9 protein-coding genes are annotated in these 13,400 nt (G+C 72.3%); 2 read left to right on the top strand and 7 right to left on the bottom strand.

What is annotated here, in order from left to right:
- Positions 1-5: 5 nt before the first annotated feature.
- The 6 genes from ftsH to OG737_RS22170 form a co-directional block, all read right to left on the bottom strand.
- On the bottom strand, positions 6-1,943 hold the full coding sequence (gene ftsH / locus OG737_RS22195) for an ATP-dependent zinc metalloprotease FtsH (RefSeq protein ID WP_405678335.1): 1,938 nt from the start codon (positions 1,941-1,943) through the stop codon (positions 6-8).
- Positions 1,944-2,070: 127 nt separating this feature from the next.
- Positions 2,071-3,645: a signal recognition particle protein gene (gene ffh, locus OG737_RS22190; RefSeq protein ID WP_328927874.1), complete on the bottom strand. Its 1,575-nt coding sequence runs from the start codon at positions 3,643-3,645 to the stop codon at positions 2,071-2,073.
- A 167-nt stretch (positions 3,646-3,812) separates the two neighbouring features.
- On the bottom strand, positions 3,813-6,239 hold the full coding sequence (locus tag OG737_RS22185; protein ID WP_405921897.1) for a [protein-PII] uridylyltransferase: 2,427 nt from the start codon (positions 6,237-6,239) through the stop codon (positions 3,813-3,815).
- Between the two features lie 17 nt (positions 6,240-6,256).
- Positions 6,257-6,595: a P-II family nitrogen regulator gene (locus OG737_RS22180; RefSeq protein WP_328927872.1), complete on the bottom strand. Its 339-nt coding sequence runs from the start codon at positions 6,593-6,595 to the stop codon at positions 6,257-6,259.
- A complete protein-coding gene (locus OG737_RS22175; RefSeq protein ID WP_405921896.1) occupies positions 6,592-7,935 on the bottom strand; it encodes an ammonium transporter in 1,344 nt (447 codons plus the stop codon). Before OG737_RS22175 ends, OG737_RS22180 begins: the two co-directional genes overlap by 4 nt.
- A 384-nt stretch (positions 7,936-8,319) precedes the next feature.
- Positions 8,320-9,834: a hypothetical protein gene (locus OG737_RS22170; RefSeq protein ID WP_405921895.1), complete on the bottom strand. Its 1,515-nt coding sequence runs from the start codon at positions 9,832-9,834 to the stop codon at positions 8,320-8,322.
- A gap of 406 nt (positions 9,835-10,240) precedes the next feature.
- On the opposite strand from OG737_RS22170, the gene OG737_RS22165 reads away from it, so the two are divergent.
- Entirely contained in the window at positions 10,241-10,909 is a 669-nt protein-coding gene (locus OG737_RS22165; RefSeq protein WP_328927870.1) for a bifunctional DNA primase/polymerase, read from the top strand.
- Between the two features lie 78 nt (positions 10,910-10,987).
- Here the strand turns inward: OG737_RS22165 and ftsY are convergent, their stop codons facing one another.
- A complete protein-coding gene (gene ftsY / locus OG737_RS22160; protein WP_328927869.1) occupies positions 10,988-12,199 on the bottom strand; it encodes a signal recognition particle-docking protein FtsY in 1,212 nt (403 codons plus the stop codon).
- A 189-nt stretch (positions 12,200-12,388) separates the two neighbouring features.
- On the opposite strand from ftsY, the gene OG737_RS22155 reads away from it, so the two are divergent.
- Complete coding sequence (locus OG737_RS22155) at positions 12,389-13,375, top strand: LLM class flavin-dependent oxidoreductase (protein WP_405921894.1); 987 nt, start codon at positions 12,389-12,391, stop codon at positions 13,373-13,375.
- Positions 13,376-13,400: the final 25 nt, after the last annotated feature.

Genomic DNA, 13,400 nt, shown 5'->3' with positions numbered 1-13,400 from the left:
CCCCTTCAGTCCGCGCCGTGGCCCTTCGTCAGGCGCGGGATCCCGGCGGCGGCGTAGGCGGCCGCTTCGTCCAGGGTCTCGGCGGCGAGCAGGGCCTCGGCCAGGGCGTCGAGCTTCAGCCGGTGCTCGCGCAGCAGCCGGCAGGCCTCCTCGTAGCACTCGTCCACGATCCGCCGCATCTCGTGGTCGACCACGTCGAGGGTGGCGGGGGCCGCGGACAGGCCGTACGGGCCCTGGCCGTCGGTGGGGATGGCGGTGAGCTTGCCGACGCGCTCGCTCATGCCCCAGCGGCCGACCATGCCGCGGACGATGTTGGTGACCTGTTCGAGGTCGTTCTCCGCGCCCGTGGTGATCACGTCGTAGACGATGTGCTCGGCCGCCATGCCGCCCAGCGCGCCGATGATGCGGCCGCGGAGGTACTCCTCGGTGTACGCGTACCGGTCCGCGTCCGGGGTCGAGAGGGTGACGCCGAGCGCGCGGCCCCGGGGGACGATGGTGATCTTGCGCACCGGGTCGGCGCCGGGCTGGAGCATGCCCAGCAGGGCGTGGCCGCTCTCGTGGTAGGCCGTACGGCGGCGCTCCTCCAGCGGCATGACCAGGGACCGTTCCGCGCCGAGCTGGACCTTCTCCAGGGCGTCGGAGAGATCGGACTGGGTGACCTGGTCCTGGCGGCGTTTGACGGCCAGCAGCGCGGCCTCGTTGGCCAGGTTGGCCAGTTCGGCGCCGGTCATTCCGGGGGTGGTACGGGCCACCTGGGCCAGGTCGACGCTCGCGGCGAGCGGGATGTCCCGCGTGTGGATGCGCAGGATGGCCTCGCGGCCGCCCCGGTCGGGCGGGGAGACGACCACCGTGCGGTCGAAGCGGCCCGGGCGGGTCAGCGCGGGGTCCAGGACGTCCGCCCGGTTGGTGGCGGCCAGGACGACCACGCCCTCCGAACCCGAGAAGCCGTCCATCTCGGTGAGGATCTGGTTCAGGGTCTGCTCGCGCTCGTCGTGGCCGCCCATCGTCGCACCGCCGCCCCGTACGCGGCCGATGGTGTCGATCTCGTCGATGAAGATGATCGCGGGGGCCACTTTGCGCGCCTCCGCGAACAGTTCGCGGACCCGGGAGGCTCCCACGCCGACGATCATCTCGATGAACTCGGAGGCGGAGGCGGAGAAGAACGGGACCCCGGCCTCGCCCGCGACCGCCCGTGCCAGCAGGGTCTTGCCGGTGCCGGGCGGTCCGGACAGCAGGACCCCGCCCGGCATCCTGGCGCCCATCCTCCGGTAGTCCTGCGGGTTCTTGAGGAAGTCGACGACGTCGTTCAGCTCCCCCGCGACCTCGTCGATGCCGGCCACGTCCTCGAAGGTGGTGCGCGTGGCGCCCTCCACCAGCTCCACCGGCTTGGGCGGGGCCTTGCGGCCCAGCGCGCCCATGCCGCCCATCCGGGCGCTCATGCGGCGGGAGAAGAAGATCCACAGCGCGACCAGCAGCAGCATGGGGGCGAGGGAAAGCAGCAGGTTGGCCAGGAAACTGCGCTGCAGGACGACCGGAGAGGCCGTCACGGTCACGTTCTGCTTGGTGAGCTCGGCCCACAGGTTGTCATCGGCGAAGGCCGGCCGCTGGCTGACGAACTTGGTGTAGTCGCCCTTGTCCCCGTCGGGCAGCGGCTGCTTGGTCTTCAGCTCTCCCTGGATGGCGTCGCCCTTGGAGTAGATCTTCGAGACGTTTCCGTTCGCGACCTGCTTGCTGAATTCGGTGTACGAGATCGTCGGCTCGTCGCCCTCGTTGAAGAAGGACAGCACCAGGTTGGTGATCAGGTAGACGATCAGGGCGGCGAGGATCAGCCACCGCCAGCCGCCCGGCATCCTCTTCTTCGGCGCGGGGGCGGGCGGTGCGCCCTCCGAGCGCCAGGGCGTGTCGGCCCGGTCGCGCGGCGGTACGGGGCTGGGGCTGGGCACGGGCGTCTCCTTCTGCCGTCCTCCCGGCCGACCATAAGCGACAAACCCGACCACTGCCCCCGCAGATACAGAAGGCCCCGGCTGTGTGAACACAGCCGGGGCCCACGCTCGCGTACCCGCGTGCGTACTACTTCATGAACTTCTTGAACTCGTCCGGCAGGTCGAAGTCCTGACCCGGCTGACCGCCGCCCGCGGGAAGCCCGAAGGGGCTGCCGCCGGCCGCGGGCTCGATCGCCTGCGGACCCTGCTCACGGCGGGCCGCGGCTGCGGCCTCCTCTTCCTTGCGCTTCATCGGGTTCCCGCTCTTGCGCTTGCCCTTGGCCTGCTTGACCTGCTTCTTCTGCCGGCCGGGGCCGCCGCCCATCCCGGGGATGCCGGGCATCCCGGGCATGCCGCCGCCCTGAGCCATGCGGGACATCATCTTGCGGGCGTCGAAGAACCGCTCCACGAGCGACTTGACGGCGCTGACCTCGGTGCCGGAACCCTTGGCGATACGGGCACGGCGCGAGCCGTTGATGATCGTCGGGTCCTGGCGCTCGGCCGGGGTCATCGACTTGATGATCGCGGCGGTGCGGTCCACGTCGCGCTCGTCGATGTTGTTGATCTGGTCCTTGATCTGACCCATGCCGGGGAGCATGCCGAGGAGCTTGGAGATGGAGCCCATCTTCCGGACCTGCTCCATCTGGGCCAGGAAGTCGTCGAGCGTGAACTCCTTGGGGCCCTTGGCGAGCTTGGCCGCCATCTTCTCGGCCTCGGCCTGCGAGAAGGTCTTCTCGGCCTGCTCGATGAGGGTGAGCATGTCACCCATGTCGAGGATCCGGCCCGCCATGCGGTCCGGGTGGAAGGCGTCGAACTCGTCGAGCTTCTCGCCGTTCGAGGCGAACATGATCTGCTTGCCGGTGACGTGCGCGATGGAGAGCGCGGCACCGCCCCGGGCGTCGCCGTCGAGCTTCGAGAGCACGACGCCGTCGAAGCCGACGCCGTCGCGGAAGGCCTCGGCGGTGTTGACCGCGTCCTGGCCGATCATGGCGTCGACGACGAACAGGATCTCGTCGGGGCTGACGGCGTCGCGGATGTCCGCGGCCTGCTGCATCAGCTCGGCGTCGATGCCGAGGCGGCCGGCGGTGTCGACGATGACGATGTCGTGCTGCTTGGTCCGCGCGTACTCGACGGAGTCCTTCGCGACCTGGACCGGGTCACCGACGCCGTTGCCGGGCTGGGGCCCGTAGAAGGCGACGCCCGCGCGGTCGGCGACGACGGAGAGCTGGTTGACGGCGTTGGGGCGCTGGAGGTCGCACGCGACGAGGAGCGGGGTGTGGCCCTGCCCCTTGAGCCAGAGGCCGAGCTTTCCGGCGAGGGTGGTCTTACCGGCACCCTGGAGACCGGCCAGCATGATCACGGTGGGGGCGGTCTTGGCGAAGCGCAGCCGCCGCGTCTCGCCGCCGAGGATCGTCACCAGCTCGTCGTTGACGATCTTGAGGACCTGCTGGCCGGGGTTCAGCGCCTTGCTGACCTCCTCGCCGCGGGCCCTCTCCTTGACGTTCGCGATGAAGGAGCGGACGACCGGGAGGGCGACGTCGGCCTCGAGGAGGGCGATACGGATTTCCCGGGCCGCTGCGTCGATGTCAGCCTCGGACAGCCGGCCTTTGCCGCGCAGGCCCTTGAAGGTATTCGCCAAGCGGTCGGAGAGCGTATCGAACACGGTGGTCGCGATTCCTCGGGTCGGGGGCGTTGTGGTCGTCCCCCAGGGTATCGGGCCGCGCCACCGGCCCGGCCCTTCGGGCGTCTTTTCCCGGAGCTCCGACCCTGACCGCGGGCCCCGCAGGGCCGGTGGGGCCGAAATCGCCCGGGGGCGATCCGGCCCCGCCGCTACGCCAGCGCCGCCTGCACGGATGCGGCCAGGGCCGCCGCCCGCACGGGTTCGAGCGGCTTGCCCTCGGGGGTGGTCACGTACAGCGTGTCCACGGCATTGGCGCCGAGCGTCGAGACGTGCGCGCTGCGGACCCTGACCCCGCCGGACTCCAGCGCCCGCCCGATCCGGTGCAGCAGACCCACCGCATCGGGGGCGCGCACCTCCAGGACCGTGGCCAGCGCGGAGACGTCCGGGACCACCTCGACCCGGGGCGGCGGCGGGACCACCCCGCGGCGGCGCGGGTACGCCGCCTCGCGGTCCGCCAGCCTGGCCGGTACGTCGAGCGAGCCGTCCAGGGCGCGGACCAGGTCGGTGCGCAGCCGCGCGGCCTCGGGCAGGGAGCCGTACTCGGCCGCCACCCGCCAGCGCAGCACCAGGACCTCCCCCAGCCGGTCCGGGAGCTCCACGGAGCGCAGGTCTGCCGCCCGGACGGTGAGCCGGTGCAGGGCCAGCACGCCCGCCGCGGCCGGGAGGACCCCCGGCTGGTCGGGGACGGCCACGACGAGTTCCACGCCGACGGCGTCCTCCTCGTGCCGGGCCTGGAGCGCGAGCACCGGCTCCCCGGTGCGCAGCGCCTCCACCGCCAGGCGTTCCTGTTCGGTCGAGGGGATCTCCGGTTCACGCTCGGCCGGGGCCGCGCCGCGCAGCACGGCGGCGACCCGCGCGACGAGGTCCGCGACCAGCGATCCCCGCCAGGCGCTCCACGCCGCCGGCCCGGTGGCCAGGGCGTCCGCCTCCGTGAGGGCGTGCAGTATCTCCAGCGTGCCCACCGACCCCACGGCCCCGGCGACCGCGCGGACGGTCGCCGGGTCGTCCAGGTCGCGCCGGGTCGCGGTGTCGATCAGCAGCAGGTGGTGCCGTACGAGGGTGCCCAGTACGTCGATGTCCCGCGTGTCGAAGCCGACCCGCACGGCGACGTCACGCGCGATCGTCTCCCCCGCCACGGAGTGGTCCCCCGGCCAGCCCTTGCCGATGTCGTGCAGGAGAGCGGCCATCAGGAGCAGGTCGGGGCGGCCGACCCGGCGGGTGAGGGCCGAGGCCCGCACGGCCGTCTCGATGAGGTGGCGGTCCACCGTCCAGGTGTGGACGGGGTTGCGCTGCGGGCGGCACCGTACCCGTTCCCAGTCGGGCAGCAGTCGTGTGATCAGGCCTTCCGCCTCCATGGCCTCCCAGACCGCGATGGTCGGCTCGCCGGCACCCAGCAGGGTGAGGAGCTGCTCCCGGGCCTCGGCCGGCCACGGCACCGGGAGCGGCTTCGCCTGGGCCGCGAGCCTGCGCAGGGCGTGCAGGGACACGGGGAGTCCGGCCTGTGCGGCGGCCGCGCCGAAGCGCAGCGGCAGCACGGGATCCCGGTCGGGGCGCGCGGCCAGGGCCAGCACGGCTTCGCCGTCGGACTCCACGACCCCCTCGGCCAGGGGTGCCCGCTCGACGGCGGGCGCCCCGCGGGTGCCGAGGAGCCCCCGCAGCCTCGGCCTGGCCGCGCGGGCCCGCAGGACCCGGCCGACTTCGCGCCAGGTCACGTCACCGGCGTACGCGACGACCCGCGCGGCCTCGTACACCTCGCGCAGCAGCGCGTCCGCGTCGAGCAGCCCGAGCTGGGCCGCGACCTGGTCCTGTTCCTGGAGCGAGAGCCGGTCGGTGGCCCGGCCGGTCACCAGGTGCAGGGCGTCCCGTGCGTCGAGGAGCCGGCGCCGGGCGTCGGCGAGGCCCTCGCGCGGGGCGTCGGCCAGCCAGGACGCCGCCACCGCCCGCAGCGCGGTGGCGTCCCGGAGACCGCCGCGGGCCTCCTTGAGGTCGGGTTCGAGCAGGAAGCGCAGCTCACCGGCCCGCTCGGCCCGTTCCCGGCACAGGGTGTGCAGCTCCGGGAGCCGTTTGGCCGCCTGGTTGCGCCAGTCGGCCAGCACCGCGGTCCGCAGGCCGGCGAGGAGGCCGGCGTCGCCCGCGACCGGCCGGGCGTCCAGCAGCCCGAGGTGCACCTTGAGGTCCTCGGCGGCCGTCTTCCGGGCCTCACCGGGGGTCCGTACCGAGTGGTCGAGGGCGACGCCCAGGTCCCACACCGGGTACCAGACGCGGTCGGCCAGCGCGCTCAGGGCCCGCGGCTCGGCCTTGCCGTCGTGCAGCAGCACCAGGTCGAGGTCGCTGCGCGGGGAGAGTTCGCCGCGCCCGTAACCGCCGACGGCCACGAGGGCGGCGCCGCGTACGCCGGTCTCCCGTACGGCGGCCGTGAACAGGGCGTTCAGCCATTCGTCGGTCAGCCCGGCCAGGGCGGAACGCCGCGAAGGCCCGGACCGCGACTCCTCCTGGAGGAGTCGCAGCCGGGCCGCGGCGTAACCGCTGGGTCCCGAGTCGGCCGTGTGGTCCGTGGTCTTCTCGACGCTCGTCACCCAGGAGCTCCCGTCACCTAGAGCGCGTCAGCGCCGCGCTCGCCGGTGCGGACCCGGACGACCGAGTCCACGGGGACGCTCCACACCTTGCCGTCGCCGATCTTGCCGGTGGCGGCGGCGCTCACGATGACCCGGATCACCTCGTCGGCGTCGGCGTCCTCGACGAGCACCTCGATGCGGATCTTGGGTACGAGGTCCACGGTGTACTCGGCGCCCCGGTAGACCTCGGTGTGGCCGCGCTGACGGCCGTAGCCGCTGGCCTCGGTGACCGTGAGCCCCTGGACTCCGAAGGTCTGGAGGGCTTCCTTGATCTCGTCCAGCTTGTGCGGCTTGACGATCGCGGTGATCAGCTTCATGCGTCAACCTTCTTGCTCGCGGCGGCGGGGGCGGGGGCGGCGGTGCTCCGTGAGGAGGATCCACCGCCCGCTCCGCTGAAGTCGTAGGCGGTCTCGGCGTGTTCGACCTGGTCGATGCCGGAGACCTCGTCGTCCTCGGTGACCCGCATCCCGATCGTCTTGTCGAGGAGGAAGGCGAGCAGCGCGGACGCCACGAGAGAGTAGGCCAGGACCGCGAAGACTCCGATGGCCTGCTTGCCGAGCTGTTCGAGACCGCCGCCGTAGAAGAGGCCCGCCGCGTCGGACTGGACGCCGCCGGTGGCGAAGAAGCCCACGAGCAGCGAGCCGACGACACCGCCGACGAGGTGGACGCCGACCACGTCGAGGGAGTCGTCGTAGCCGAACTTGTACTTGAGGCCGACGGCCATGGCGCACACGACACCGGCGATGGCGCCGATGGCGATCGCACCGAGCGGGGAGCAGGAGCCGCCGGAGGGGGTGATGGCGACGAGGCCGGCGACCGCGCCGGAGGCGGCGCCGAGGGTGGTGAAGGAGCCGTGGCGCAGCTTCTCGTAGCCGAGCCAGGCGAGCATGGCGGCGGCGGCGGCGACCTGGGTGTTGACGAACATGACCGCGCCGACGCCGTCGTCGTTGCCGAGCCAGGAGCCCGCGTTGAAGCCGAACCAGCCGAACCAGAGCAGACCGGCGCCGAGCATCACGAGGGGGAGGCTGTGCGGGCGCATCGGGTCCTTCTTGAAGCCGACGCGCTTGCCGATGACCAGGATCACGCCGAGGGCGGCGGCGCCGGCGTTGATGTGGACGGCGGTGCCGCCCGCGAAGTCGATGACGCCGAGCTCGAAGAGCCAGCCGCCGGCGCCCCACACCCAGTGGGCGACGGGGAAGTAGACGACGGTGACCCACAGGACGGTGAACAGGGCCCAGGCGCTGAACTTCACGCGGTCGGCGAGGGCGCCGCTGATCAGGGCCGGGGTGATGACGGCGAACATCAGCTGGAAGACGGCGAAGACGTAGACCGGGATGGTGTACCCGTCCCACAGCTCGGTGATGCCGATTCCGCTGAGGCCCACGTAGTCGGAGTTCCAGCCGATGAGGGAGCCGGAGTCGGTGCCGAAGGCGAGGCTGAAGCCGTAGAGGACCCAGAGGATCGTGACGATCCCGAGGCTGATGAAGCTCATCATCAGCATGTTGAGGCTGCTCTTGACGCGGACCATGCCTCCGTAGAAGAAGGCGAGTCCCGGGGTCATCAGCATGACCAGGGCGGAGCAGATGAGCATGAACCCGGTGTTCGCGGCAGACAGCGTCGGGGCGTCTGCCGCGAGGGTCGTGATGGCTGATGCCATCGGCGTCTCCTCGTCGTCGGTACGTTCGCGTGCGGGCGATCGTGAAAACCTGAGCGGCGTTAAGGGGTCCGGCCGGATGGGGGGCTGGCCGGGACTGGCCGGTTAATGACCCTGAGATTCGCGCAGGCCGGTTTCCGGCGGCGCCGCTCGGTGTTTCGCGCCGATGACGAAGGCGTCCGGGCTGTTACAGCCCGATGAACACGTGAACCATCAATTGAAGAACCACGACGGCGGGCAGCCGCTTCCGCGAGAGCGGGGGCGGTTCGGCCGCACACGAGGGGCCGGCCGCGGCGGTGACCCGGATGTCCTGGCTGGGGGAGCCTGATCGGGCTTCACGGGGTGACTGCCGCGGCCGGGGTCTGGGAGGGGCGGCCGCCCGGGCCGCTAGACGGCCTCTGCGGCTTCGGGGAGCCGGGCGACGAGGACGTCGGTGAGCCGACGCACGTCGGAGACGTCGCCGTACTCACGGGCGGCGGTGTCGACGGTCTTGCGCAGTCGGGTGTTCACCCGTTCGGACCGAACCTTTCCCGCCACGTCGAGGGCCCGGCCGACGAGGACCGTGGCCTGCTCGGGCTCGCGCTGGAGCAGGTGCACGGTGGCCATGCCGATGAGGTTGAGGGCGTAGGAGCGCTGGTGCTCCTCGTCCTTCTCGAACAGTGCGACGGCCTTCTCCATGACGGGTTCGGCGAGGGAGGCGTACGTGGGGCTGCGCCCGGCGACGTAGGCCAGATCGCGGTACGAGTGCGAGTTCTCGCCGTTCAGCTCGGCCTCGGAGAAGAAGCGGATCCAGTCGGGTTCGGGCTCACCCCCGAAGCCGACGTCGGCGAAGGTGTCCTCGGCCATCCGCACCGCCCGCTTGCAACGGCTGGGCTGCCCCATGTTGGCGTAGGCGCGGGCCTCCATCGCATACAGCATGGCCTGGGTGCGCGGGCCGGCGCAGTCGCGGCTGCCGTACTGCGCGAGGTGCACGAGTTCCAGCGCGTCCTCGGGGCGGCCGAGGTGGATCATCTGGCGGCTCATGCCGGAGAGGATGTACGAGCCGAGCGGCTTGTCCCCGGCCTCCTTCGCGGCGTGCAGCGCGAGGACGAAGTACTTCTGGGCGGTGGGGTGCAGGCCGATGTCGTAGCTCATCCATCCGGCCAGTTCGGCGAGCTCGGCGGCGACCTTGAAGAGCCGCTTCATGACGGGCGCCGGGTGGTTCTCCTGGAGCAGGTCGGTGACCTCGTGGAGCTGGCCCACGACGGCCTTGCGGCGCAGCCCGCCGCCGCACTGGGCGTCCCACTGGCGGAACATCACGGTGGTGGCGTCGAGGAGGCCGAGCTCGGGCTCGGAGAGCCGGGGCGGGCGGTGGCCGCCGAGGGCGCCCGCCGGCCCTCCCCCTCGCTCCGCTGGGGCCCCCACCGCGCGCGGTCCCGGGTCGGCGGCCGGGGCCGGGACGAGCCAGCGCTGCATGGGCTCGATCAGGGCGGGGCCGGCGGAGAGGGCGAGCGAGGTCCCGAGGAATCCCCGGCGGGCCAGCATCAGGTCGCTGCGGGAGAACTCGCCGAGCAGTTCGACGGTCTGCGGGCCCGCCCAGGGCAGGTCGACGCCGGAGACGGACGGGGTCTGGTGGGCGGTGCGCAGGCCGAGCTGCTCGATGGCGACCACGGAGCCGAAGCGCTCCGAGAACAGCTCGGAGAGGATCCGGGGGACGGGCTCGCGGGGCTGTTCGCCGTCGAGCCAGCGGCGCACCCGGGAGGTGTCCGTGCTGATGTGGTGGGCGCCCATCTGGCGGGCACGACGGTTGACCTGGCGGGCGAGCTCGCCCTTCGACCAGCCGCTGCGGACGAACCATGACGTCAGCTGATCATTACGGTCAGCACACTCGTCGCTCGTTCCGCTTGCGTCGTTGCCGCTCACTGGAACGCCCCCATCCGCTCAGCATCTTCCACACGAAACCCTGGCGGGAGCGGCGAGCGCCGCCACGGACCTTCACGAGTCCTTCACGCATTGCCTCCGGCATACCCACGGACGGGCCTGCCTTGGGGGTTCGTGTACCGAAAGTAATCCTACGATCACCCCTCCCGCGAGGTCGATCCCGGAAACGCCACCATTCGCCACCCCTTCGAATGAACTCGCCACCGGCCAGGCGCGATTCACTTGACACAAGGCGAAAACGGATCGGTTGGACTGGAGTGCGCCAGGGGCGCGCGCGGCGAGGAGTGCGCCGGGCCGCGGCAGAGGAACCCCGTGGCGGACCGCCCGCAGCCGGTCCCGCCGATGTCGTAACCACCGGCGCGTCCGACCCGTTGGAGGGGGCATGGGCATGGGCTTCACGATCGGCGGCAGCCGCAGCACCAAGGAGTTCCGTTCCGGCGCCCGGCGCCGCGGCCGGGCGTCGGAATGCACAGCGGTGGCGGAGTACACGGGGCTGTGGGGCTGGGACGTGGTCCCGGGCGCCCGCGCCGCCTCACCCGCCGGTGACTGCTCCTGCGGGGACCCCGGGTGCGCCGCCGCCGGGGCGCACCCGCTGCCCTTCGCCCCCACCGTCAAGGCGGGAGCCACCCTGGACGAGGTCACCGAGGCCTGGTGCGAGTACCCGGGCGCGGCGGTACTGCTGCCCGTGGGCCGGTCCTTCGACGTCATCGAGGTCTCGGAGGAGGCCGGGCGGCGCGCGCTGGTCCGGCTGGAGCGGATGGGCCTGCCGCTCGGGCCGGTCGTCGTGACCGCGGACGGCCGGGCGCAGTTCTTCGTGGCGCCGGGCGCGGCGGCCGAGCTGCCGCAGCTGCTGTACCGGATGGGCTGGGACGACGCCGACCTCGACCTGCGGGCGCTGGGCCAGGGGGCGTACGTCACGGCGCCGCCCTCCGACCGGGCCGGTCTGGGCCAGGTCGGCTGGCTGCGCCCGCCCGCGCTCGATTCCGCCGCGAGCCCGCCGCAGGCCCGGCTGCTGCTGGGCACCCTCGCCTACATCTGCCACCGCTTCCGCGGATAGGGCCCGCCGAGCCCCGTACACGGCGGTGCCCCTGTCCTCAGGCCGCAGGACAGGGGCACGGGTCTCCGTACGGACCGCTCAGTCGCCGATCAGGGCGTCCACGAACGCCTCCGGCTCGAAGGGCGCCAGGTCATCGGCGCCCTCGCCGAGGCCGACGAGCTTGACCGGGACGCCGAGCGCACGCTGGACGGCGATGACGATGCCGCCCTTGGCGGTGCCGTCGAGCTTGGTCAGCACGATGCCGGTGATGTCCACGACCTCCGCGAAGACGCGGGCCTGGGTCAGGCCGTTCTGCCCGGTGGTGGCGTCCAGCACGAGCAGGACCTCGTCCAGCGGGCCGTGCTTCTCCACGACACGCTTGACCTTGCCGAGCTCGTCCATGAGGCCGGTCTTGGTGTGCAGGCGGCCCGCGGTGTCGATGAGCACCACGTCGGCACCCTCGGCGATGCCCTCCTTGACCGCGTCGTAGGCGATCGAGGCGGGGTCGCCGCCCTCGGGGCCGCGTACGGTACGGGCACCCACGCGCTCGCCCCAGGTCTGGAGCTGGTCGGCGGCCGCCGCGCGGAAGGTGTCGGCCGCGCCGAGCACCACGCTGCGGCCGTCGGCGACGAGCACCCGGGCGAGCTTGCCGGTGGTGGTGGTCTTGCCGGTGCCGTTGACACCGACGACCATCACGACGCCCGGCGTGTCGGCACCGCTCTCGGTCTTCACGGCGCGGTCGAAGTCGGTGCCGACCAGGGTCAGCAGCTCCTCCTTGAGCAGGGCGCGCAGGTCCGCGGGGGTGCGGGTGCCGAGCACCTTGACCCGCTCGCGGAGCCGGTCGACCAGCTCCTGGGTCGGTGCGACACCGACGTCGGCGATGAGGAGGGTCTCCTCGATCTCCTCCCAGGTGTCCTCGTCGAGGTGCTCCCGGGAGAGCAGCGTGAGCAGCCCCTTGCCGAGGGTGTTCTGCGACCGGGCGAGGCGCGCGCGCAGCCGGACCAGGCGGCCGGCGGTGGGCTCGGGGATCTCGATCCGGGGCGCGGGCGGCGCCTCGGGCTCGGCCTCCTCCACGGGAGCGGGAGCCTCCGCCTCGGGAAGGCCGACCTCCTCGATGGTGCGGCGCGGCTCTTCGACCGTCGGTGCGGCGTCCTCCCCCACCTGGGGTTCGGCGGGCGGGGCAGTGATGGTCGGCGTGCTCGACGGTGCCGGCGGCGGCAGCTGCTTCTTCTTGCGGCTGCTGACCACGAGCCCGCTGATCACGCCGACCGCGACCAGGGCGATGACTACAGCAAGGATGAGGATGTCCATAACAGATTCAGTATGCGTGACCTCGTCGACCGCTCCTCGTATCTCCGGACGAGGCTCCTCAGCTCCTTGGACGAGGCTCCCGGCCTGAGCGGGCCGGGCCGGACCGCCGGATCCCTGTCCAACTGACGCTGCGTCAGCTAACGTCCCCCTTCGCCCGCCCACCCACATCCGGCGAAGGGGGACTTCTCCATGCCCATCACCGTGGCCCGGTTCAATCTCGTCGACCCGAACGGCACCCCCGAGTCCCTCTCCGCCCGGTACAAGGCGGCGCTGGAGATGGCGAGGTACGCGGACGACCGCGGGATCGACACCGTCCAGACCGAGGAGCACCACGGCGCCGGCAACAACTGGCTGCCCTCCCCCTTCGCCTTCGCGGGCGCGGTCTTCGGTGCCACCCGCCGGATCGCGGTGACCGTCTCGGCGATCATCGGCCCGCTGTACGACCCGCTGAAGGTGGCCGAGGACATCGCCGTCCTGGACCTGCTGAGCGGCGGGCGCCTGGTCACCGTCGCCGGCATCGGCTACCGGCCCGAGGAGTACGAGCAGCACGGCGTGGAGTGGGGCCGGCGCGGCAGGCTCCAGGACGAGCTGCTGGAGACCCTGCTGAAGGCGTGGACGGGCGAGCCGTTCGAGTTCCGCGGCCGCACCGTACGGGTGACCCCGCGGCCCTTCACCCGGCCGCACCCGATGCTCCTGGTCGGCGGGAGTTCACAGGCGGCGGCGCGGCGCGCGGCCCGGCTCGGGCTGCCGTTCTTCCCGAGCGCCCACCTGCCGGAGCTGGAGGCGTACTACAGCGCGCGGCTGGCGGAGTACGGCACGGAGGGCTTCTGCATGATGCCGGCGGCCGAGACCCCGCTGCTGCACATCGCCGAGGACCCCGACCGGGTCTGGGCCGAGCACGGCGAGTGCTTCCTGCACGAGGCGGGCATGTACGCGTCCTGGCAGTCCAAGGACATCCGCAGCGCCGTACGGTCGACGGCGCGCTCGGTGGCGGAGCTGCGCGCGGAGGGCGTGTACCGGGTCCTCACGCCGGACCAGGCGCTCTCGTACGCCCGGGGCGCGGGCGAGGCGGGGAACCTGGTGCTGCATCCGCTCTGCGGCGGGATGCCGCTGGACGAGGGCTGGCGCAGTCTGCACCTGCTGTGCGAACAGGTACTGCCCCGGCTCAAGGACTGAGCCGGGGCAGTATCGAGGAGAGGGG

Source organism: Streptomyces sp. NBC_00122, from assembly GCF_045160845.1.
In the GTDB taxonomy this organism is placed as follows: domain Bacteria; phylum Actinomycetota; class Actinomycetes; order Streptomycetales; family Streptomycetaceae; genus Streptomyces.
The sequence above is the reverse complement of the archived record's forward strand: the minus strand, read 5'-3'. Positions and strand labels throughout refer to the sequence as shown.